The sequence below is a fragment of the Streptomyces sp. NPDC001868 genome, from assembly GCF_040297125.1.
In the GTDB taxonomy this organism is placed as follows: Bacteria; Actinomycetota; Actinomycetes; order Streptomycetales; family Streptomycetaceae; genus Streptomyces.
On sequence record NZ_JBEOYO010000017.1, the window covers coordinates 144,486 to 166,672 of the forward strand.

The 22,187-nt window shown below is 71.8% G+C and carries 18 protein-coding genes and 1 pseudogene; 8 read left to right on the plus strand and 11 right to left on the minus strand.

Translation table 11 applies throughout. The annotated features are described in order from the left end of the window. Nucleotides 1-25 precede the first annotated feature (25 nt). The 3 genes from ABT147_RS21505 to ABT147_RS21515 all read right to left on the minus strand — a co-directional run bounded on the left by ABT147_RS21505 (nt 26) and on the right by ABT147_RS21515 (nt 2,322). A complete protein-coding gene (locus ABT147_RS21505; RefSeq protein ID WP_351408437.1) occupies nt 26-709 on the minus strand; it encodes a GntR family transcriptional regulator in 684 nt (227 codons plus the stop codon). Nucleotides 710-867: 158 nt separating this feature from the next. Beyond that, nucleotides 868-1,617 carry an MBL fold metallo-hydrolase gene (locus ABT147_RS21510; protein WP_351408439.1) on the minus strand — a complete coding sequence of 250 codons (750 nt, stop codon included), beginning with the start codon at nt 1,615-1,617 and terminating at the stop codon, nt 868-870. 111 nt (nt 1,618-1,728) lie between these two features. After that, complete coding sequence (locus ABT147_RS21515) at nt 1,729-2,322, minus strand: TIGR03086 family metal-binding protein (RefSeq protein ID WP_351408441.1); 594 nt, start codon at nt 2,320-2,322, stop codon at nt 1,729-1,731. Nucleotides 2,323-2,490: 168 nt separating this feature from the next. Between ABT147_RS21515 and ABT147_RS21520 the strand changes: the two genes are divergently transcribed. From ABT147_RS21520 to ABT147_RS21530, 3 genes are all read left to right on the plus strand, one after another. Then, nucleotides 2,491-3,804 (plus strand): MFS transporter, encoded by a 1,314-nt coding sequence (locus tag ABT147_RS21520; protein WP_351408443.1) that lies wholly within the window; start codon nt 2,491-2,493, stop codon nt 3,802-3,804. Between the two features lie 21 nt (nt 3,805-3,825). Beyond that, on the plus strand, nt 3,826-4,434 hold the full coding sequence (locus tag ABT147_RS21525) for a dihydrofolate reductase family protein (protein ID WP_351408445.1): 609 nt from the start codon (nt 3,826-3,828) through the stop codon (nt 4,432-4,434). A 170-nt stretch (nt 4,435-4,604) separates the two neighbouring features. Then, nucleotides 4,605-5,069, plus strand: a complete 465-nt coding sequence (locus ABT147_RS21530; RefSeq protein ID WP_351408447.1) for a hypothetical protein — start codon at nt 4,605-4,607, stop codon at nt 5,067-5,069. Between the two features lie 53 nt (nt 5,070-5,122). Here the strand turns inward: ABT147_RS21530 and ABT147_RS21535 are convergent, their stop codons facing one another. Together ABT147_RS21535 and ABT147_RS21540 are read right to left on the minus strand one after the other, a co-directional pair. Further along, nucleotides 5,123-6,289, minus strand: coding sequence for a hypothetical protein (locus ABT147_RS21535; RefSeq protein WP_351408449.1), 1,167 nt, complete (start codon nt 6,287-6,289; stop codon nt 5,123-5,125). Next, nucleotides 6,286-7,242 (minus strand): 5-dehydro-4-deoxyglucarate dehydratase, encoded by a 957-nt coding sequence (locus ABT147_RS21540; protein ID WP_351408451.1) that lies wholly within the window; start codon nt 7,240-7,242, stop codon nt 6,286-6,288. The genes ABT147_RS21535 and ABT147_RS21540 overlap by 4 nt, the downstream gene beginning before the upstream one ends. A 246-nt stretch (nt 7,243-7,488) precedes the next feature. Here ABT147_RS21540 and ABT147_RS21545 point away from each other — a divergent pair, with 246 nt between their 5' ends. The 4 genes from ABT147_RS21545 to ABT147_RS21560 all read left to right on the plus strand — a co-directional run bounded on the left by ABT147_RS21545 (nt 7,489) and on the right by ABT147_RS21560 (nt 11,621). After that, nucleotides 7,489-8,298 (plus strand): NAD-dependent epimerase/dehydratase family protein, encoded by an 810-nt coding sequence (locus ABT147_RS21545; protein WP_351408453.1) that lies wholly within the window; start codon nt 7,489-7,491, stop codon nt 8,296-8,298. 203 nt (nt 8,299-8,501) lie between these two features. Then, nucleotides 8,502-9,263, plus strand: coding sequence for a DeoR/GlpR family DNA-binding transcription regulator (locus tag ABT147_RS21550; protein WP_351408455.1), 762 nt, complete (start codon nt 8,502-8,504; stop codon nt 9,261-9,263). A gap of 26 nt (nt 9,264-9,289) precedes the next feature. Beyond that, a complete protein-coding gene (locus ABT147_RS21555) occupies nt 9,290-10,279 on the plus strand; it encodes a BtrH N-terminal domain-containing protein (RefSeq protein ID WP_351408457.1) in 990 nt (329 codons plus the stop codon). Nucleotides 10,280-10,403: 124 nt separating this feature from the next. After that, entirely contained in the window at nt 10,404-11,621 is a 1,218-nt protein-coding gene (locus ABT147_RS21560; RefSeq protein ID WP_351408509.1) for a TerD family protein, read from the plus strand. Nucleotides 11,622-11,692: 71 nt separating this feature from the next. Here ABT147_RS21560 and ABT147_RS21565 read toward each other — a convergent pair whose 3' ends face one another. The 5 genes and pseudogenes from ABT147_RS21565 to ABT147_RS21585 form a co-directional block, all read right to left on the minus strand. Beyond that, on the minus strand, nt 11,693-12,712 hold the full coding sequence (locus ABT147_RS21565) for a 1-aminocyclopropane-1-carboxylate deaminase (protein ID WP_351408459.1): 1,020 nt from the start codon (nt 12,710-12,712) through the stop codon (nt 11,693-11,695). Nucleotides 12,713-12,903: 191 nt separating this feature from the next. Next, a pseudogene (locus tag ABT147_RS21570) lies at nt 12,904-13,542 on the minus strand (GntR family transcriptional regulator); the annotation flags it as partial. 120 nt (nt 13,543-13,662) lie between these two features. Then, the gene (locus ABT147_RS21575) at nt 13,663-15,255 is read right to left on the minus strand and encodes a TROVE domain-containing protein (RefSeq protein ID WP_351408461.1); all 1,593 of its coding nucleotides are present in this window, start codon (nt 15,253-15,255) and stop codon (nt 13,663-13,665) included. A gap of 495 nt (nt 15,256-15,750) precedes the next feature. Next, nucleotides 15,751-17,244 carry an alkaline phosphatase PhoX gene (locus ABT147_RS21580; RefSeq protein WP_351408462.1) on the minus strand — a complete coding sequence of 498 codons (1,494 nt, stop codon included), beginning with the start codon at nt 17,242-17,244 and terminating at the stop codon, nt 15,751-15,753. A 396-nt stretch (nt 17,245-17,640) separates the two neighbouring features. Continuing rightward, entirely contained in the window at nt 17,641-19,155 is a 1,515-nt protein-coding gene (locus tag ABT147_RS21585; protein WP_351408464.1) for a hypothetical protein, read from the minus strand. A gap of 435 nt (nt 19,156-19,590) precedes the next feature. On the opposite strand from ABT147_RS21585, the gene ABT147_RS21590 reads away from it, so the two are divergent. Further along, nucleotides 19,591-21,414, plus strand: coding sequence for a DUF8508 domain-containing protein (locus ABT147_RS21590; protein WP_351408466.1), 1,824 nt, complete (start codon nt 19,591-19,593; stop codon nt 21,412-21,414). Nucleotides 21,415-21,433: 19 nt separating this feature from the next. On the opposite strand, the gene ABT147_RS21595 is transcribed toward ABT147_RS21590, so the two are convergent. Next, nucleotides 21,434-22,177: an SRPBCC family protein gene (locus tag ABT147_RS21595; protein WP_351408468.1), complete on the minus strand. Its 744-nt coding sequence runs from the start codon at nt 22,175-22,177 to the stop codon at nt 21,434-21,436. Nucleotides 22,178-22,187: the final 10 nt, after the last annotated feature.

The window sequence follows — 22,187 nt, forward strand, 5'->3', positions numbered from 1 at the left end:
CACCGTGCCTCGTGAACTCGGGGGCTTACTGGGCTTGCTGGGCCTGCGGTGCTTGCGTGGCCCGCTGTTCCTCGCGGGCCCCGGGGAAGGCCCGTTCGACGAACGAGGCGATGTGCGCGTGCAGGGCGGCGGCGGCGCCGTCGGCGTCACCGTCGAGGGCGAGCCGCAGGATCTCCCGGTGCTCGGCGGCCTCCCGTTCCCAGGAGGGATCGGCGGCCCAGGCGACGGCCGACACCAGGGCGGCCTGGTCGCGCACCTCGTCGAGCATCCGGCCGAGCAGCGGATTGCCGCACGGCACATACAGCGCGCGGTGGAACTCCCGGTTGGCCAGCGACCGTTCGGCGGTGTCCGAGGCCCCGTCGGCCCTGGTCAGCGCGTCGCTCGCCGCGTCCCACGAGGCACCGCGCCGCACCGAGCGCCGCAGGGCCTCCGGCTCCAGGAGCAGCCGTACGTCGTAGACCTCGCGCGCCATGTCCGCGTCCACCATGCGCACCGTGACGCCCTTGTACTGGTTCATCACGACGAGCCCGGTCCCGGCGAGCGTCTTGAGCGCCTCGCGGACGGGCGTCTTGGACACCCCGAACTGCGCGGCCAGCTCGGTCTCCACCAGGGCCTGACCGGGCGTCAACTGCCCGGTGAGGATGCGGTGCTTGATCCCCTCCAGCACGAACTGCGTGCGGGACGGGATCGGCGTGGGCACAGAGGTCATGCGCGCCTCTCGCTCTCGGATCTCACATATCGCGTCTCATATATGACGTACGAAGTACGACGCGTTGAAGGTAGGAGTGGCCCTGTGTTTCGTCAATGCTTCCGACAAAAGAAGATGTGCCCGCCGTCACATGATCTTGCTGCCACACGATCTCGATGTCACACGATCTTGGTGTCGCCCTCGCGTGCGCTCTCGGTCGGCCCGCCGAAGACGACGGCCGCCCGCCCGGTCGCCCCCTCCGGGGTGAGCGTGGGCCCCACATGGGTGATCAGCAGTCGGCTGGCGCCCTTGGCGTACGTCCCGGCCTCCTCCGGCGTCAGATGCACCCGGGGTTCGCCTTCGCGATGTGTGTCGACGTCCGCCTCGCACAGGAACAGGTCGGCGCTGCCGGCCAGTTGGCTCAGCGCGTCGCACGGACCGCTGTCCCCCGAGTACGCGAAGACCCGCCCCTGGCACTCGGCGCGCAGCCCGTACGACTCGACGTCGTGGACGACGGCGCGGGCGGTGAGGGTGAGGTTCCAGTGCTGGACCGAGTGGCCGTCATACAGGGGTCGGAAGTCGAAGACGCCGTTCAGGAAGGTGGTGTCGGGCCGTCCGAAGAACCCGGCGAGGCGCTCCGCGCAGTCGCCGGGCGCGTAGACGGGCAGCGGGGCGGGGAGGGTGAGGCCGCCGTACGCGAACCCGTACGTCGCGGCCACCAGATCCGCGCTGTGGTCCGCGTGCAGATGGGAGATCCAGATCGCGGTGAGCCGCGTGGGATCCGTGTGCCGCTGCAACTCGGCGAACGTACCGAACCCGGCGTCCACCCATATCTCGGCGCCCCCGCCGCGCAGCAGATACCCGGAGGCGGGCCGGCCCGGGCGGGGGTACGGAGAGGCGGTGCCGAGGGCGGTGAGGCTCAGGGGCATGTTCGGGAGCGTACGGAGGCGGGCGGGGGCGTGCGCCGCGTTTGAGCCTTCTTTCGTGGGCTTGTCCGTGGAGGGCCTCGGTATGGCCGTGGGATGACCGTGGGGTGAGTCCTACGGCTTCCACTTCGGATCACGTCCGCTCAACCCGATCACACGGTCGAGCAGCGGCGCGTCGTCCGGGACGGGCACCACGGGGCCGAAGATCTCCCCGCGCGAGGGATCGTCGACGGAGGCGGCGAGCAGGGAGTGCGCCGCCGCGAGAGCCGCCGGATCCGGTTCGTATACCTGCCCGGTCGCCCGCGCGAGGTCCCAGCCGTGCACGACCAGCTCGTCCGTCGCCACGGCCCCTGCGACGTCCCCCGGCAACGACACCCCGCCGGCCCGGGTGCCGCCCGTCCAGGCGGCCGGGTCCTGCCAGGCCCCGGCCAGCTCGTCGAGCACCTGCGGCAGGGCCTCGCGCCACCCCGGCCCGATGTCGGGCAGCGCCGACTGCGGGCTGGTGTCCGTCGTGGGCCCCAGGTCCTTCCGGCCCGCGTCCCGGAAGGCGACGGCCAGGCCGAGCAGATGCCCGAGGAGATGGCGCACGGCGTACTCCGGGCACGCGGTGGGGTCCGGGAGCTGGTCGTCGCGGACGGCCCGGACGAGGCGGGCGATGATCCTGGTCTGAGGGGCGAGATCGAGGAGGGGCGAGCCTTGCTCGGTCATGCGGTGCTCCTTGGAGGGGCGTCGGAGGGCGATGGGGTCGCCCTTGTCCGGTAGACCCTCGACGGCCCGGGAACTCATCGCTCGCGGCGAAACCGCCCCTCCCGGCGACGATTCCTAGGGCATCCGCCGGATCCGCACAGCGGCTCCTCAGCACCACGATCAGCAGCCATGACATCCACGACACCGGCTTCCACTCCGACTCCGCGCCGGGCGACGAGGCGGGTCCTCGGAGACCGGAACGCGGGGCTGTATCTGGCCGGGGTGGTGGTCTCGGGCCTCGGTTCGTCGGCGATGTGGCTGGTCGCGGGCGTCTGGGTCAAGGACCTCACCGGCTCGGACACGCTGGCGGCGCTGTGCGCGTTCGCCCTGTGGGCCCCGCTCCTCGCCGGCCCCCTCCTGGGCGCCCTCGCGGACCGCCCCCGCCGCCGCGCCCTCCTCGTCACCACCAACCTGGGCCTGGCAGCCCTCCTCCTCACCCTCTTCACCGTCGACACCCCCGGCGACCTGTGGCTCCTCTACACGGTCCTCCTCCTCTACGGGGCGGCAGGCGTCGTCACCGACGCGGCCGAGTCGGCCCTCGTCGCCGTAGCCGTCGACAAGTCCCTCCTCGGCGACTTCAACGGCTTGCGCATGACGGCGAACGAGAGCATGAAGCTGGTTGCTCCGCTGGCGGGGGCGGGCCTGTACGCGGCGTACGGCGGAGCGACGGTGGCCCTGCTGGACGCGGCCACGTTCGTCGCGGCGGCGGGGTTGTACGGGTTGGTGCGGGAGCGGGGGCGTGAACGGGGGCGGGGGCCGGAGCGGGAGCGGGCACGTGAACGAGGGCGGGAGCGGGAGCGAGGGCGTGAACGGGGGCGTGAACAGGTCCGGGAGGCGCGGCCCCGCTCCCCCGAACGCCCCGTGCCGGGCCCCCACGCCCGCACACTCGAAGGCGCCCGGCACCTCCTCACCCACGAGCGCCTGCGCCCCCTGCTCCTGGCCGGCGGCACGACCATGCTGCTCTCCGGCGTGAACGCCGCCCTGATCTACGCCGTGGTCGAGTCCCTGGGCCACTCCCCCGCCTACACGGGCCTCCTGTACGTCGCCCAGGGCATCGGCTCGATCGCCGTCGGCCTGGCCACGGGCCCCCTCCTGCGCCGCCTGGGCGAACTGCCCTTCGCGGCGTACGGCATCGCCCTGACGGGGGTGGCGGTGGCACTGCGCGCCGTACCCGACGACACGGTGGCCCTCCTGTGCGGCACGGCGATCGGCGTAGGCCTCCCGTGCGTCCTGACGGCCGCGCTCACCTCGGTCCAACGCGAAACCCCGCCCGGTCTGCTGGGCCGCGCGACGGCCACCGCCCACACCCTGCTGTTCGCCCCGACGGCGGTGGGGCTGGCGATCGGCGCGGGCCTGGTGGACCTGGTCGGCCTCCGGGTGCTGCTGCCGACGGTGGGGACGATGTGTCTGCTGACGGCGGCAGGTCTGCTGCGGCGTCGCTGACCGGTAGGAGACCCTGGGCGCATGGGCAAAGTGATCTGCGACATCACGATCTCGGTCGACGGCTACTCGGCCGGACTCAACCAGTCGGAGGAACGCCCGTTCGGCGACGACGGCGGCGACGGGACGGGCGGCAAGCTGCACGCCTGGATGTTCGACACCCCCGACGAGAACCGGGCGGAGCTCGACCGGATGGCCGCCGCCAGGGCGTTCGTCATGGGGCGCAACATGTTCGGCCCGGTGCGCGGCGCGTGGGACCGGCCGTGGAACGGCTGGTGGGGCGACGATCCGCCGTTCCACGCACCGGTGTTCGTGCTCACCCACCACGCGCGCGAGCCGCAGCCGATGGCCGGAGGCACCACGTTCCACTTCGTCACGGACGGCATCGCCTCGGCGCTGGCGCAGGCCCGCGCGGCGGCCGGTGACGGCGATGTCGCGATCCAGGGCGGCGCGACCACCGTCAACCAGTACCTCGCCGCCGGCCTGATCGACGAACTGCGGCTGCACATCGCGCCGCTCACCCTCGGCGCCGGCACCCGCCTGTTCGAGGGCGTCCCGGCGCTGGGACTGGAGCAGGTGGAGTCACGGCCGGCGAGCCTGGTCACGCACGTGACCTACCGCGTGCTGCCCTGAGCCGCCCGCCGTCCCCGTCGCCCCCTGTTCCGCCGGTTCCTCCAGTTCACGTTCGGCAACCAGGTCACGCGTTCGGGGGTTGTTTGTCCCGCGCCGATGTCCGATGGTGAAGAACCAGCCAACCGCCGTACCTGGAGCGTGAGTTGGCGGGAACAGGGAGGGGACTTCTCATGGCACTACGCAAGGTGGCCGCGGCACTGTTCGCCGCGGCGGCGATCGCGGCCTCGACGGTCGGGCTCAACGGTACGGCCGCCGCCCACACCGACAGCGCCGGCGTGGGCTCCGGCATCCTCACGTCCGAGGAGGCCCGGCAGCCGTCGCTGACGGCGGCCCAGATGAAGAACGCCGTCGTACCGGAAGCGGCCGGGTCCGGCTCGTTGGCCGCCGCCTCGCTGAACTGCGCGTACTACTACGTGTGCGGGAAGGGCGGGAACGGCAACAGATTCGACTACACCACCTGCGGCGTCACGTACACCCTGCCCAACCTCGTGGGCTGGGGCTCGCTCCACAACAACCAGACACCGGGCACCAGGGCGAACTTCTACGACGTGAACGGTGCCTGGATGTTCTCCAGCGTCGCTCCCGAGAGGAACGACGTGTTCTGGACCCCGGTCTGGTACGTCATCGCCTGCTGAGCCGACAGCCCGGCCCGGCTGGCCGTTGACGGCGGTGGGACGAACCCGACGGTTCACCCCACCGCCGTCAACGCCTCCCGCACCGCCGCCAGGTCCTGGTCCGACGCCAACCCCGCGTGGTACAGCCGCAGTTCGGTGGCGCCCAGCGCCTCGGCCCGCCCCGCGTCCTCGGCCAGGGTCACCGGACTGCCGCCCATGCCGGACACGATGCCGAAGTTGGCGGCGAGCACGGCGCCCTCCGCCCCGGCCCCGGCGAAGGCGGGCAGCAGGCCCGGTCCGCCCGCGCACGGTACGACGACCCCGTCCGCGACGCCGAGGATGTGCGCGGGGTCGACGCCGGGGTTCGCCCCGCAGTGGTACGTGACCGGGTCCGCGTGCAGGAGCACCTGGAAGCCCTCCGGCGCGGCGGCGCGGACCGCTCCCACGGCCTCCTCCTGGAGCGAGCGCGCGATCCCGTCGCGCCACACCCGGGTGGCCGCCGCCCGCTCCGGGCCGAGGAGCTTCTCGACGGCCGGCCAGCCCTCGTCGACGCCTTCGCCCCGCCACAGCGGCTCCAGCGCCTCCCGCACGGCCGCCGCCAGCGCGTCCGGAGCCTGCCCGGCCTCGGCGTACCCGTCGCGGCAGGTCCCGCAGAAGCACAGCGACATCAGGTACTGCCCGGCGTCCCCGAGCCCGACCCCGCCCGTCTTGTCGTGGGCGTGCAGATGGGAGATGCCGTACCAGCCGAGCGACTCCAGTTCCGTGCCGAGCGCGCCCGGGCGGACCGCCGCCTCCACGGCCAGGTCGACCAGGTACGCGCGGGTCGCGGGCTGCGCGACGCACGGCGCCCACGGGTAGCGGTCCCCGTACGCGTTGACCACGGAGGTCGAGGGGTGCTCGGTGCCCAGGCGGGAGTTGTGGGCGAGGACGACCCAAGTGTGCACGTCGAGCCCGGCGTGCGCGAGCGCGGTCGCCGCCTCGCCGTACGCGTCGCCCGGCGCCCACTCCCCCGCCGGGTACGGGCGCAGCGTACGGCCCGCCCAGCGCTCGCCCGGCGGGTACAGCACGGCCGCGTGCTCGGCGGTGACGATGCGCCGGCGGGGGTGGCGGGGGGTGAGCGCGCGCGTGGAGTGGTACGCGGAGGCGAGCGTCACCTGCCCGACGCCGAGCCCCGCGATGCGCTCCGCGGCGGCCGGATCCCCGTTGACGTCCCACGGGTAGACGAACGTCGACGCCTTCACTTGCCCTCCCGGCACTCTTCCAGCAGCGCGTGGCCGCGCTCGATCAACTGGCCCAGCCGCTTGACGTGTTCCTCGGCCGGCTCGTGCAGCGGCGGCCGTACCTCTCCCACGTCCAGCCCCCGTAGCCGTACCCCGGCTTTGACCAACGACACGGCATAGCCGCGTCCGAGGGCCCGGAGTTCGACGAAGGGACGGTAGAACCCGTCGAGCAGCCGATCCACGGTGGCGTCGTCGCCCGCGCCGAGCGCCCGGTGGAACGCGAGGGCGATCTCCGGGACGAAGCAGAAGACGGCCGACGAGTACAGGGGGACCCCGACGGCCCGGTAGGCGGGCTGGGTCAGTTCGGCGGTCGGCAGGCCGTTGAAGTAGAGGAAGTCCCCGGCCCCGCACGCCTCGCCGCGTACCGCGCTGACGATCCGGGTCATCAGGTCGAGGTCGCCGACGCCGTCCTTGAGGCCGACGATCCCTTCCGTGCGGGCCAGTTCGACGACGGTCTCCGGGGTGAAGACCGCGTTGTCGCGCTGGTAGACGACGACCGGGAGGGAGGTCGCCGCGGCGAGTTCCCGGTAGTGGCGCAGCAGCCCTTCCTGGGCGGCCACGACCAGATACGGCGGCATGGCGAGCAGGCCGTCGGCGCCGGCCTCCTCGGCGAGGCGGGCGTAGCGCACGGCGAGGGCGGTGCCGTAGCCCGCGCCGGCCACCACCGGCACCCGGCCGGCCGTCTCCGCGACGGCGGCCCGTACGCACTCCTGGAACTCCTCGGGCGTGAGCGCGTGGAACTCGCCGGTGCCGCAGCAGGCGAAGACGGCGGCGGCCCCGGCTTCGACGCCCTGGCGGACATGCGCGCGATAGGCGTCGAGATCGACCGCGCCGTCCGGGCCGTACGCCGTGACGGGGAAGAACAGCGGTCCGCTGGGGATCCGGAGCCGGGCGGTGAGAGGGGCTGACGTCACGGGCTCTCCCAAGTCCACGGGCTCTCCCTAGTCCATGTCACTGATCAGTGTTTACATTTCTGAACAAGAGCACGCTAAGGCGCCTCCTGGCGGCCGGTCAAGCCGGACAACCCGCGCCGCACCAGCAATTTCACACCTCGGCGTCACACTTGACGCACGGGACCCACACTCCCTAGCGTGTCCATGAATGTGAATGTCGGACGCCCATGTGCACGGCTGGCGATGGCGATGCAAGGAGATCCACGGATGCCCGCTCCCCGCACCGTTCTGCTCACCGGCGCCGCCGGTGGACTCGGCACCCTGATGCGGGACCTGCTCCCGGCCCACGGCTACGAGCTACGCCTCCTGGACCTGCTGCCCGTCGAGGGCGCGCCGGACGCGATCACGGCCGACCTCGCCGACAAGGAAGCCCTGCGCGAGGCCGTACGGGGCGTCGACGCGATCATCCACCTCGCGGGCATCTCCCTGGAAGCCTCCTTCGAGAAGATCCTCAAGGCGAACATCGAGGGCACGTACAACCTGTACGAGGCCGCCCGCGCCGAGGGCGTCCCGCGGATCGTCTTCGCCTCCTCCAACCACGCGGTGGGTTACACACCCCGCCCACAGGGCGACGATCCGCTGATCCCGATCGACGCCCCGCACCGCCCCGACACCTTCTACGGCCTGTCCAAGTCCTTCGGCGAGGACCTGGCCCAGCTCTACTGGGACAAGCACGGCCTGGAGACGGTCTCCGTGCGCATCGGCTCCTGCTTCCCCGAGCCCACCAGCGTCCGCATGCTCTCCCTCTGGATGAGCCCGGCCGACGGCGCCCGCCTCTTCCACGCGGCCCTGACCGCCGAGCACGTCGGCCACACGATCGTCTACGGCTCCTCCGCCAACACCCGCCTGTGGTGGGACCTCTCCACCGCCCGCGCCCTCGGCTACGACCCGCAGGACGACTCCGAGCCGTACGCCGAGAAACTCATCGCCGAACAGGGCGAGCTGGACCCCGGGAACGTGGCCCACGCCAACCTCGGCGGCCACTTCGTGAGCGACCCGCCGATCTGGCCGTACTGACAGACACCAGCCGTACTGGCAGACACCAAGGGCTCGTGCGCCGCACGGGAAACGAGGGCCGTAGCGGCGTACGAGAAGGAGCGGGCGGGCACCGAACGGGCCCGTCCGCTCCCGTATGCGGGCACGCTCGCTGTAGAACTGCCATCGGGGCCCCACAGGGCCCGAACGGGCAGCACCACGGCGAGGGAGAGCAGGTGTCGGCCATGAACGCGGAGGAAAGGCAACGCGAGATCGTCCGGGCCGCCCGCCGCACGGGCGCGGTCGACGTCGCCGAACTCGCCGCCGAACTGGGCGTCGCCAAGGAGACCGTACGGCGTGATCTGCGCGCCCTGGAGGACCATGGGCTGGTCCGCCGCACGCACGGCGGGGCGTATCCCGTGGAGAGCGCCGGGTTCGAGACGACGCTCGCCTTCCGCGCCACCAGCCAGGTGCCCGAGAAACGCCGGATCGCCGCCGCGGCGGCCGAGCTGCTCGGGGACGCGGAGACGGTCTTCGTCGACGAGGGCTTCACCCCTCAGCTCATCGCCGAGGCACTGCCCCGGGACCGCCCGCTGACCGTGGTCACCGCCTCCCTCGCCACCGCGGGCGCGCTCGCGGAGGCCGGCAACACCACCGTGCTGCTGCTCGGCGGCCGGGTGCGCCCCGGCACCCTCGCGACCGTCGACCACTGGACGACGAGGATGCTGGCCGGCTTCGTCATCGACCTGGCGTACATCGGCGCCAACGGCATCACCCGCGACCACGGCCTCACCACCCCCGACCCGGCCGTCGGCGAGGTCAAGGCCCAGGCGATCCGCGCCTCCCGGCGTACGGTCTTCGCGGGCGTCCACACCAAGTTCGGCGCGGTCAGCTTCTGCCGGTTCGCCGAGGTCGGCGACCTGGACGCGATCGTCACCAGCACCTTGCTCCCGGCCTCGGAGGCCCACCGCTACTCCCTGCGGGGCCCCCAGGTCACCCGGGTCTGACCACCGCCGACCGAGGAGGACACGGCATGACCGAAGTGAAGGGCATCGACACTCGCGCCACGCGACACTGCGAGACCACGGCGCTGGGAGTGCTGCTGCGGCACCAGGGCCTCGACCTGTCCGAGCCCATGCTCTTCGGCCTCGGCTCCGGCCTGTCCTTCATCTACTGGGACAGCAAGAGCATGGACTTCCCCTTCCTCGGAGGACGGGTCAAACCCTTCGAACTCACCAGGAATCTGGCCGCCGGGCTCGGCCTGGACCTCCTGGTCAGGGAGACCGGCTCGCCCCGCAGGGCCTGGGAGAACGTGAAGGGCCCCATCGACGCCGGCCACCCGGTCGGACTCCAGCTCGACAGCTACCACCTGGACTACTTCGGATCGAAGGTGCACTTCGGCGGCCATGTCGTCGCCATGTACGGCTACGACGACCACCACGCCCATCTCGTGGACACCGACCAGCAAGGCGGAGCGGTGTCCACCAGCCTCACCGGCCTCGCCCTGGCCAGGGCCGCACGGGGCCCGATGAGCGCCCGGCACCGCTCCTTCACCCTCACCGTTCCGGAGAACCCGCCCACCCCGCGGAGCCGGATCGTTCCCGCCATCACCGCCTGCGCCGACGCCTTCCTCCACCCGCCCATCGCCAACCTGGGCCACCGGGGCATCGAGAAGGCCGGCAAGCTGGTGCGCACCTGGCTCCAGCGCACCGACACCCCGGAGCGGGACCTGCCGCAGGCCGCGATGCTGATGGAGAGGGCCGGCACCGGCGGGGCCCTGTTCCGCAACCTCTACCGCGACTTCCTCGCCGAATGCGCCGACCTCCTCGACAGCGGCCACCTGCGCACCGGCCACACGCTGTACACCGAGGCGGCCCTCCTGTGGACGGAAGTGGCGGCGCTGATCGAGAAGGCCGGTACGTCCGGCGAGGAAGAGTGCCTCCACCGCGCCGGCGCCCTCCTCGGCGAGCTTTCCCGCATCGAACGCGAGGCCATGCGGGCGCTGAGCCGCCTGGAGACATGAGGCATGAGGCATGAGGTGACCTCAGTCACCACCCCCAAGGAACACGACAGCCCCGAACGGCCCTCCCCCGCGCTCGGTAAGGGAACGGTAAAGCGGCCTGAATCGTTCACCCGGCATGACCGCTATGACCCCCGGCTCGAACATCCCGCTGCCCGTCACCCGCGTCGCGGTGGACGTCGCCGCCCCCGTGCGGCTCGACGTATCGGGCCTGCTGCTCACCGCCGACGGCAAGGTGCGCTCGGACGACGACTTCATCTTCTTCAACCAGCCGACCGGACCGGGCGTGACCTACCGCTCCGGCGGCGGCACGACCCCCGACTCGATCACGGTGGACACGACGGCCGTCCCCCCGGGCATCGAGAAGATCGTCATCACGGCCAGCCCGGACGCGGCGGGCCAGACGTTCCAGGGCATCGAACCGACGGCCACGATCCGCAACGCGGCCGACAGCTCCGTGATCTCCACGTTCACCCCGCCGCAGCTGGGCACGGAGACGGCCCTGGTGATCGTGGAGATCTATCTGCGCAACGGCGCGTGGAAGGCCCGCGCGGTCGGCCAGGGATATGCGAACGGCCTGGCGGGCATCGCCACGGACTTCGGCGTCAGCGTGGAGGAGCCCGCCACCCCGGCCCCGGCTCCGGCACAGACCGCCGCGCCCGTCGCCCCTGCCGCCCCACCCGCACCCGCGATGGACCCGCGTATCTCGGCACCCCCGGCGCCCCCCGCCCCTCCGGCACCGCCCGCGGCCCCCGCCCCCGGTGCCGGCAAGATCAACCTGGACAAGGGCCGCGTCAGCCTCCAGAAGAACCAGACGGTCTCCCTGGTCAAGGGCGGCCGCCCGCTGCTCTCGCAGGTCAAGATGGGCCTGGGCTGGGAGCCGGCGTACCGGGGCAAGGACATCGACCTGGACGCGTCGGTCATCGCGTACGGCCCGCAGCGCAACCACATCGACAGCTGCTACTTCGGCAAGCTCTCGATCGTGAACGGCGCGATCAAGCACTCCGGCGACAACCTCACGGGTGAGGGCGGAGGCGACGACGAGGTGATCGTGGTCGACCTCGGAAGGCTCCCCCAGGAGGTCACCGGCCTGGTCTTCACGGTCAACTCCTTCTCCGGTCAGAAGTTCACCGAGGTCGCCAAGGCCTACTGCCGCCTCATCGACGCCGCCACCGGCGAGGAGCTCGTCCGCTTCGACCTCACCAACGCCGAGTCCCAGACCGGCGTGATGATGGCCAAGCTGATCAAGCAGTTCTCCGGCGAGTGGGACATGACCGCGATGGGCGACTTCGTGAAGTCCCGCACGGTCAGGGGCATGGTGAAGCCGGCGGCCCAGGCGCTGTGACCTGACAGGCGGGTGCGGGCGTCCGCATCCGCCTGTGGTCGTCCCCGGTCACCTCTTCATCGCGCCCGGCGTCACTGGATCACCCCGCTGTACGCGTTCAGCGCGGGCTGGCCGCCGAGGTGGGCGTACAGAACGGTGGACTCCGGGCCGATCTCGCCGCGCTCGATCAGGTCGATCATCCCGGCCATGGACTTGCCCTCGTACACGGGGTCGGTGATCATGCCCTCGGTGCGTGCGGCGAGTTGCATGGCGACGAGGGTGGCGTCGTCCGGGACACCGTAGATCCCGGCGTGGTAGCGCTCGTCCAGCTCGACGTCCGCCACGGTCAACTCCCGCTTGAGCCCGATGAGTTCGCCGGTGTTCCGGGCGATGCGGGCGACCTGCTCACGGGTCACGGTCGGCTTGGCCGAGGCGTCGATGCCGATCACCCGGCGCGGCCGTCCGCCCGCCTCCTCCAGCGCGGCGAAACCGGCGACCATACCGGCCTGGGTCGACCCCGTCACCGAGCACACGATCACCGTGTCGAAGAAGACGCCCAACTCCCGCTCCTGCTCGGCGACTTCGTACGCCCAGCCCGCGAAGCCCAGGCCGCCGAGGGGGTGGTCGGAGGCGCCGGCCGGGATGGCGTACGGCTTGCCGCCGCCCTCCTCGACCTCCCTGAGCGCCAGTTCCCAGCTCTCCTTGAAGCCGATACCGAAGCCGGCCCGGACGAGCCGTACGTCGGCGCCGGCCAGCCGGCTGATCAGGATGTTGCCGACCTTGTCGTACACCGCGTCCGGCCAGTCGACCCAACTCTCCTGCACGAGCACACACTTGAGCCCTGCACGGGCGGCGACGGCGGCGACCTGGCGGGTGTGGTTGGACTGCACACCACCGATGGAGACCAGCGTGTCGCAGCCCTGGGCGAGCGCGTCGGCGACCAGGTATTCCAGCTTGCGAGTCTTGTTGCCGCCGTACGCGATACCGGAGTTGCAGTCCTCGCGCTTGGCCCAGACGGAGGCGCCGCCGAGGTGCGCCGTCAGCCGCTCCAGCGGGTGGACCGGCGAGGGGCCGAAGAGGAGCGGGTAGCGCTCGAAGGAAGAAAGGGACACGGGTCCTCCCGGGGTGGAGTGGGGCGGGATGCGGCGGGGCGAGGGGCGGATCAGCGGTCCGCGTCGAGCGCGGGCGCGGGGGCAGGCACGGGCGCGGGGGCGGGCGCGTCGGCGTAGTCGTGGGCGGGCTCGTCGCCAGGAGCCCCGGAACGCCCGTCGTTCGACTGGTCCGCCGGTTCGCCCGCCGGTTCGTCGACGAGGGCGGCCAGGCCGTGCCAGATCTCCGCCGTGACGCGGACCGCCTCGTCCGTGTCGCCGGTCGCGCAGGCCTCGATCAGCTGGTCGTGCAGTCCGGCCGAGCGGCAGTTGCCGCCCTCGCCGAAGCGCCGTCGCTCCAGCCGGCGGATGAGCGGGGTGTAGCGGGCGATCGTGGCGGCGGCGGCGCGGTTGCCGCTGACCCGGACGAGGACGTCGTGCAGTTCGTCGTCGGCGACCAGGGCGGCGTCGACGTCGCCCGTGCGGACGGCCGCCGCGAACCGCTCGTTGGCCGAGCGCATCGTCTCGACGTCCGCCGCGAACAGCCGGGGCACGGCGGTCCGGGTGGCCAGCTCGTGCATGGCGCCGACCACGGCGGCGGCGTCGCGCACATCGGCGGCCACGACGGGCGTGACCCGGGTGTAGCTCTGCGGCTTGCTCTCCAGGAGCCCCTCGTCCACCAGCCGCGAGAACGCCTCCCGCACCGGCGCCCGCGACAGCCCCAGCAACTCGGCGAACTCGGCGTCCCGCACCACCGCACCGGGCTCGATCTCCCCGGCCACGATGGCGTCCCGGATGGCTTGGTAAGCACGGTCCCTCAGCAGGGTGCGGCTCACCGGTCGTATGGCCTCCATGGACTGAAATGTTAGATGTCAGTACGGGACGCGAACAAGAGTGTGGCCCGTACCCTCACTGGGATACGGGCCACACTCACCCCCGTTCGTCAGCCGCGGCCGACACCGGGCCGCCGCCTCTCAGCCGGCCCACGGCCAGTCGGCGTCCCGGGCCGCCTCCAGCAGCGGGACCATCCGGAAGGCCGCGTCGGAGAGGCCGCCGAAGGTGTGGCGGTTCGCCTTGCCGGAGGGGCCGTGGCCCGCCCGGTAGCCGGCGAGGTTCCAGGTGTAGACGGGTACGGCGGCCGGAATCTGGCTGGTCGGGTCGCCGTAGTGGCTGTAGGTCGCCTGCTCGTCGGTGACGATCAGCACCCGGTCGTGCTCGCGGTAGTGGCGGCGGACGGCCCCGGTGGTGTCGGTGCCGCCCAGGTCGCCGAACCGGCCGATGATCTTCAGCACGGACTCGCCCGCGTCGAACCTCACCACCCGGCTCGTGCTCCCGAACTCGACGAGATCCGCGTCCGCCGCCCGCAGCGCGAGCGCCGTGCCGAAGATCGCCGCCGCGTCGGCGTAGCTGAGCGACGAGCGGTCGGTCAGGCGCGAGCCGAACATCGAGCCCGAGCGGTCGACCAGGACCAGGGTCCGGCCGGGCAGCGCGGGCACGTTGGCCAGCGAGTGGCCGAGCGCCCGCTCCAGCGGGTACGCCCAGCGCAGCGAGGGCGCGTGGCGGTACGCCGAGAGGTAGCGGAACGGGAACTGCCGCGACCGCGCGACCTCCGCCGGGTCGCTGATCCGTGCCGCCACCTGGGCCGCGACCTCGTCGGAGACGCCCGCCTGGTCGAAGTTCCGCAGGTTGCGGACGAGGGCCATGGCGCCCATGGACGGGATGACGGCCTCCCAGGCCGCCTTGTCCATCGGCCCCTGCAGCCAGCCCGCCAGCGCCTCCCAGGTGATGCCCGCGTCGGCGAGACGCCGGGCGCCGCCCGCGCCGGTGACGACCTTGCGCCGCTTCGCGGGCCGCAGCTCCATCAGGTCACGGTGCGCGGCGAGCATGGGCAGCGACCTGGGCACGACCGCCGTGTCCGGGTTGTGGCGCCGGTCGAGGGCGTACTGGAAGAGGTCTCCCTGCCAGGGCTTGTCCGGGTCCGGCGCCGCGTGCACCAGGTTCAGGATGTCGCCGAAGCGGTAGCCCTTGGACGCGGTGTCGTACTTCAGCAGCGACTTGGGGCTGTAGAGCCGTCGTACGGCGTCGGCGACGCCCCGCTTCACGGGCTTGGGGAGCGTACGGCCGTACCGCGAGGTCCAGTAGGCCAGCAGCTCACCGGGCTCGTCCGGGCGCCGCAGCACCGAGGCGACGACCTGGCGGTTGCTCGGGCCGTCGGTGACGCCCGCGTCGAGCCGGGCCTTCACGTACTCGGCGGCGCCCACGATCGAGGCCGTACGGAGGTTGCCCTCGCCGCGCAGCCAGCCGAGCAGGCCGGCCGTCCACGCCGGGTCGGTGACGGCGAGGCGGCGCACGAGCGCGGCGAACCGGTCGTCCCGGTCCTCGCCGCTCTCGTAGAACGTCTTCTGCGCGACGAAGTTGGCGATCGACAGCAGGAACAGCTCGGAGCGCTCGTCCCGCTCGCGGCCCCTGCCGCCCTCGTACGTACGGAGCACACGCCCCGTCGAGGTGACCCGCGAGGTGGGCTGTGCCTTGGCCGTCCTGGTTGCCTTGGTGTTGAATCGCGCCATGATGAATTCCCCCGAATTCCTCGGCACTTCGTGCGTCGAATGTTCGGTTCAGGGGGAGGCGCGGCAAAAGGAAGGTGCCCGAGGTCGAATTCGGCTGCGGTGCTTATAACTGGCGCGTCTGCCGTTCCGCCACATCGACCCTGAGTCGATGACGGGATTCGAACCCGCATGAGGATTTCTCCCCACCAGTTCCCGAAGTATCCGCTGCCTGCGCACCGGGCACCCACCATCTGCCGCGCCTCCCGAGATCGACTGAGCGCACCGGGAGGTGCGTGAAGCTTTGGGTGTCCAGAGATCGAAGTCGGCGGAACCGACGTAGGTGCTCTAACCCCTGAGCTACACCGGCGTGTTGGTACCGGTGGCGGGACTCGAACCCGCGGCCGCCCCATTATGAGTGGAAGTAGGTCCTGCCTTCGCACCTGGACAGGCATCACTCTAGGAGGCGTACCGCGGGCCGGGCGAACGAATGAATTCAGGGGGTGGCCGTGGGGGTTGTCAGCGCTTGTGCCGCTTCCACGGGCCCGTGATCGCAAGCAGGATTCCCGGGGTCTGAATGTTGGCGTACAGGGTCTTTCCGTCGGGTGAGAAGGTGACGCCGGCGAACTCGCTGTATTCCGGCTCCTCCTCGGTGCCGATGTTCAGGTCGTTGCGGGCGATCGGGTACGTACGGCCGCTGTCGGTGGCGCCGAACAGGTGCGAGACGCCCTCGCCGTCCTCGGCGAGGACGATGCCGCCGTACGGGGAGACCGTGATGTTGTCGGGGCCGTCGAGGGCGCCGTCGACGGACGGGTCCGGGTTGACGCCGAGCAGGACCTTCAGGGTCAGGGTGCGGCGCTTGGGGTCGTAGAACCAGACCTGGCCGTCGTGCGCGGCGCCGGGGCTCTCCGCACGGGCGTACGAGGAGACGATGTACGCGCCGCCGTCGCCCCACCACATGCCCTCCAGCTTGCGGGCGCGGGTGATCTCGGTGTCCGCGAACTGCTTGCGCACGGCGACGGTCTTCGCGTCGCGGTCGGGGACGTCGATCCAGTCGACCCCGTACACCGTGCCGATCTTCGTGGCGCGGGAGAGGTCGTCGACGAACCGGCCGCCGGAGTCGTAGCAGCGGGGGGCCTGGAGGACGCCCGCGTCGTCGGCGAGCTTGCGGAACTTGCCGGGGCCGTACGCGAATCCCTTGGGCGGGGTCCAGCGGAAGAAGAGGCCGTTGGGGGCCGCCGCGTCCTCGGTGAGGTAGGCGTGGCCACGCTTGGGGTCGATGACGACGGCCTCGTGGTCGTAGCGGCCGAAGAACTTCAGCGGCTTCGGGGCGCGGTTGGCGCGGCGGTCGCAGGGGTCGACCTCGAAGACGTAGCCGTGGTCCTTGGTCATGCCGTTGACGCCGGCCCGGTCGGAGTTCTCCTCGCAGGTGAGCCAGGTGTTCCACGGGGTGCTGCCGCCCGCGCAGTTGGTGGAGGTGCCCGCGATGCCGACCCACTCGGCGACGCGTCCGTCGGGCCGGACCTCGACCACGGTGCAGCCGCCGGCCGCCGCCGGGTCGTAGACGAGTCCCTCGGTGAGCGGCACCGGGAACTCCCAGTTGGCCCGGGGGCCCTTCAGCTCGTGGTTGTTGACGAGGAGGGTGGTGCCGCGAGGGCCGGGGAAGGCGGCGGTGCCGTCGTGTTTGCCCGGCGTGAACTCGCCCGACTCCAGCTTGGTCTTCCCGCTGTAGGTGATGATCCGGTACTTGAACCCGGCGGGCAGGGCCAGAATGCCCTTGGGGTCGGGCACGAGGGGGCCGTATCCGACGCCACCGTGGCGGTCCGCCCCGCGCTCGGTGCCGGCGGCGTCGTGGGCCGCGTCGGTCTGTGCGTCGGAGTCCGTGTCCGCGTCCGTGTCCGTCGACGCGAGGGCGTTCGGCGCGGTGGCGAGTGCGCCTACGCTGCCGGCCAGCGCGACACCGGCTCCGGTGACCGCGGATCGTCTGGCGAAGTCCCTGCGGGTGAGCGGCATGCTGTCTCCTGCGTGCGGTGGGCTGACCGTGGGGGGCGGACCCGGGTGTCGCCGACACGGTTGCGCTCGCGCTTGAACGCCGGTTGAACGGGGGGAGAAGGGAGCCTCCCGCCTTCAGTGAACCCACCTGACAGCTCGGAGGGTTCGGTTCGTCGGCGGGTGCGGGTGCGTGGGGCTTCTCGCGCAGTTCCCCGCGCCCCTAAAAGCTTCAGGCCCCTGCGGGCCTGAAAGACCACGGCCCCGCCGGCCTGAGAGACGGCGAGGCTGCGGGCCTGAAAAGCGGCGGGGCCGCGGGGTGAAAGCACGGGGCGCAGCCCCTGCTTTCAGGGGCGCGGGGAACTGCGCGAGCAACCACGACGCACCCGCACCCGCCGACGAATTCGCACCCCCGAGCTACTAGGCGCCCGGCCCCATCTGCGACCGCGCCTTGAACGCCGCCTTGCGGGCCTCCTTCGCCACCCTCTTGTCGGGGTGGATCCTCCCCATCGCCTCGAGAACATCGGGCGTGGCAGGGTGATCCACCCGCCACGCCGCGGCGAAGAACGCCCCGTGCTGCGCGGCCAACCCCTCCACCAGCCCCCGCAACTCCGCCGAGTTCCCCTCGGCCGCCAGCTGCGCGGCAACCGTGTCGATGGTCAGCCAGAAGACCATCGCCTCGGACGGCGCGGGCACATCGAGCGCACCCCGCTCGGTGAGCCACACCCGGGCGAGCCCGCCCAGCTCGGGATCGTCCAGCACCTCGCGCAGGGCCGGCTCGGCGACCGTCCCCACCAGCGACAGCGCCTGCTGACAGCGCAGCCGCCGTAGCGGCGCGCCCCCGTCGGACCCGCGCGCCGCCGCGAGCAGCTCGCGCGCCGCGTCCAGCGGCTCCCGCCGCGCGAGCCACTGCTCGGTCTCGGCCTGGGCCGCCGCCGGCGGGAACCCGGCGGTGCCGTCCAGCAGCGCGTCCGCGCCCTTGTCGACGATGTCCCCGACCGCGGGCGCGGTCACGCCCGCCTCCTGCAGCCGGGCCCGGATCCCGTACAGCCCGAGCGGGGTGAGCCGGACCATGCCGTACCGCGTGACATCGGTGTCGTCGACCACCGGCGCCCCCGGCGAACCCGGCGAACCCGGCCCGCCCGGCCCCTCGGCGGCGGCGACAGCCTCCTCCGCGTCCGTCATCAGCGCCTCGTCCACGGGCTGGTACTCCACCAGCCCGACCGGCTCCAGCACCCGGAACTGGTCGTCGAGCCGCATCATCGCGTCCGAGACCTGTTCCAGTACGTCGTTGGTGGGCTCCCCCATGTCGTCGGGGACGATCATCGACGCGGCGAGGGCGGGCAGCGGCACCGGCCCGTCGGGGCCGTCCTCGCTGACGGTGAGGAGGTAGAGGTTGCCGAGCACGCCGTCGAGGAACTCCGCCTCGGCCTCGGGGTCCCAGTCCAGTTCGGAGAAGTCGATCTCGCCGCCGGCGTCCATGGCGTCGACGAGGCCGTCGAGGTCGGGCACGCTCGCGTCGGCGAGGGCGGTCTCCAGGGCCGTGAGCCAGATGCCGAGGACGTCCTGCGGGCCGCCGGAGGTGAGGAGCGCGAGGTCCTCGCCCACGGTGACCGTCCCCTCCGCCCCTTCGCTCTCCCCTTCGCCGGGGTTCACGAGCTCGACGAGCCCGGTGTCCACGGCCACCCGCCAGGCCTCACTGGCCGAGGCCGCCGCGTCGTCGCCGTCGACGCCCTCGCCGGTGAGCCCGAGCGCCTCGGCGGCGGCGGGCAGCTGCTCGTCGACGAGTTCGCCCCCGGCGCCCACCCGCGTGTCCGGGCCGGCCCAGCGGGCGAGCCGCGCGGCGCGCGAGAGCAGGGGGGTGGCGAGCGCCTCGCGCGCCAACTCCGCTTCGGGGAGGAGCCGCACCGGCGGCAGTGGCGAGCTGTCTGACATCGGTGGGGGTCTCCTCGGGACAGCGGAACAGCGGGACAGTGGGACAGATGGTGGCGGGTGGCCCCCGCAAGGGGTGCCCATGAGCGGTACGCGTACGAGTACGCAGCCGCTCAGCCTAGACGGATTTGGACCCATGCCGCCCGGTTCATGTACCTGCCAGGAGTCGGTCGTGGCTGAAACCTTGACAACTGGCCTGACCAGGCAGGAGATTGACGCGCGTAGAAACTCACGGGTAGCTCTGGGCCGATTCCGGGGCCGCCCACAGACACGGCCCTCGGCGTTGCCCGGCGTTCATCGACGTCCGCCGAAAGTTCACCGGAGTCCGTCAGGGTTCTACGCGCGTCACACCGCCCCACCGGTCGCAGGCCACCCCCGCCCGTCCACCCCCCGTCCACTCTCGTCCCGGCGCCCACGTACGCCCCCGGAGGGATCCCCTTGCCGAGCAAGAGAACCGCGCGCATCGGCGCGCTGACTGTCGCCACCATCTGCTCCACGGTGTCCGCCGTGGTCCTGACCTCGCCCGCCGAGGCCGACTCCGTACGCATCCACGACATCCAGGGCACCACCCGGACGTCCCCGCTCGCCGGCCAGCAGGTGACCGGCGTGGAGGGCATCGTCACGGGCGTACGCACCTACGGTTCGCGCGGCTTCTGGATCCAGGACACGCGGGCCGACGCCGACCCGGCCACGAGCGAGGGTGTCTTCGTCTTCACCAGCTCCCGGCCGACGGTCTCGGTGGGCGACGCGGTGACGGTCGCGGGCACGGTCGGTGAGTTCGTGCCGGGCGGCACTTCGTCCGGAAACCAGTCCGTGACGCAGATCACCCGCCCCACGATCACGGTGGTCTCCACGGGCAACGCCGTCCCGGCCGCGACCGTCGTCGACGCCAGGTCCGTACCGAGCCGCTACGCCCCGGCCGGCGACACCGCCGCCGGTGGCTCGGTCAACGGCCTCACGCTCGCCCCGGCCAAGTACGCCCTGGACTTCTACGAGTCCCTGGAGGGCATGAACGTCAAGGTCGCCGACACCCGTGTGGTCGGCGCCACCGACCCGTTCACCGAGCTGTGGGTGACGGTCAAGCCCGGGGAGAACGACAACCGTCGCGGCGGCACGGTGTACGGCTCCTACACCTCGCAGAACACCGGCCGGATCCAGATCCAGTCCCTCGGCGCGGTCGCCGACTTCCCGAAGGCGAACGTCGGTGACGTTCTGAAGGGCACCACGGCCGGCCCGCTGGACTACAACCAGTTCGGCGGCTACACGCTCGTCGCCAACGAGATAGGCACCCTGGAGCAGGGCGGCCTGGAGCGCGAGACGACCCGTAAGCAGGGGCGCGGCGAGCTGGCGGTGGCGACGTACAACGTCGAGAACCTGGACCCCTCGGACGCCTCCTTCGCGGACCACGCGGCCGCGATCGTGCACAACCTCCAGTCGCCCGACATCGTGGCCCTGGAGGAGATCCAGGACAACAACGGCGCCACCAACGACGGTACGGTCGCCGCCGACCAGACGGTGAAGAAGCTGGTCGACGCGATCACGGCGGCGGGCGGCCCGGCGTACGAGTGGCGGTCCATCGACCCGGTGAACCTCTCGGACGGCGGTGAGCCCGGCGGCAACATCCGCCAGGTCTTCCTGTTCAACCCCGAGCGGGTCTCCTTCACCGACCGCGCGGGCGGCGACGCCACGACCGCCGTCGGCGTGACGAAGGCGTACGGCAAGGCGCGGCTGACGGTCTCCCCCGGCCGTATCGACCCGGCGAACACCGCCTGGACGAACAGCCGTAAGCCGCTCGTCGGCGAGTTCTCCTTCCGCGGCAAGTCCGTGTTCGTGATCGCGAACCACTTCGCGTCCAAGGGCGGCGACCAGTCGCTGCACTCGGAGTTCCAGCCGCCGAAGCGCTCCTCGGAGACCCAGCGGCACCTCCAGGCGACGGCCGTGAACACCTTCGTCAAGGAGATCCTGGCGAAGGAGAAGAACGCGGACGTCATCGCCCTCGGTGACATCAACGACTTCGAGTTCTCCCGGACCGCCGAGCTGCTGGAGGACGACGGCGCCCTGTGGTCGGCGTTCAAGTCGCTGCCGAAGAGCGAGCGTTACTCGTACGTCTTCCAGGGCAACGCGCAGGTCCTCGACCAGATCCTGATCAGCCCCTCGATCCGGCGCTCCTGCGAGTTCACGTACGACAGCGTGCACGTGAACTCGGAGTTCAACGACCAGATCAGCGACCACGACCCGCAGGTGCTGCGGTTCAGGCCGTAACACCCTGGGCAGCGGGTTCTCAGGGCTGGCTGAACACGCCGTTCAGCCAGCCCTTCCACGCGGTCTCGTCGGCCTCGGCGTCGGCGCCCGGCGCGAAGTCGTGGACGCTCATACCGACGCGGTAACCCCAGTGGTTGCGGCCGAAGAAGCGGATGAGGGCGTCGTCGGTGCGCAGGCCGATGAAGTACGGGTCGCGGTAGTCCACCACGGCGTCGAGGACCTGCCCGTCGGGGCCCTTGGCCTGGACGCGCGCCCCTTCGGCGGTGTCGTCCGTGAGGCCGAGCGCCCGTCCGACGACGGTGAGCGCGTCGGCGCCGCCGGCCGTCTCGGGTGCGTCGAAGGTGGCGAATGCGGTGACCCTCCGGCCCGCGAAGCGCGTCAGGTACTGGCGCAGGGTGTGCAGATAGAACCCGGTGTGCTTGGCCGCGCCGTCGTACTGGTTGTCCCAGTCGTCGACGAAGACGCCGCTGTGCACGTACCGCACCCAGGCGCGCCGGCCGTCGTCGCGCGGCTCGATCGTGTAGTCGAGCTGGTTGAGGGTCTGCTCGGAGATCCCCTCGACGTCCTCGACCCGGTTGGTGTACCGGTGGGGCGGCTCCCAGGCGATGACCTCGGAGCCGAACGGCCCCTTGCCGCCGACCCTCGGCTCCGGCGCCTCCATCGGCCACAGCCACCCGTCGGTTCCGGCGGTGACGGCCTCCCACACCTCCTCGGGGGTGGCGTCGACCTCGAACTCCCGGGCGATCTCGAATTCCTTGGACATGACGTGCTCC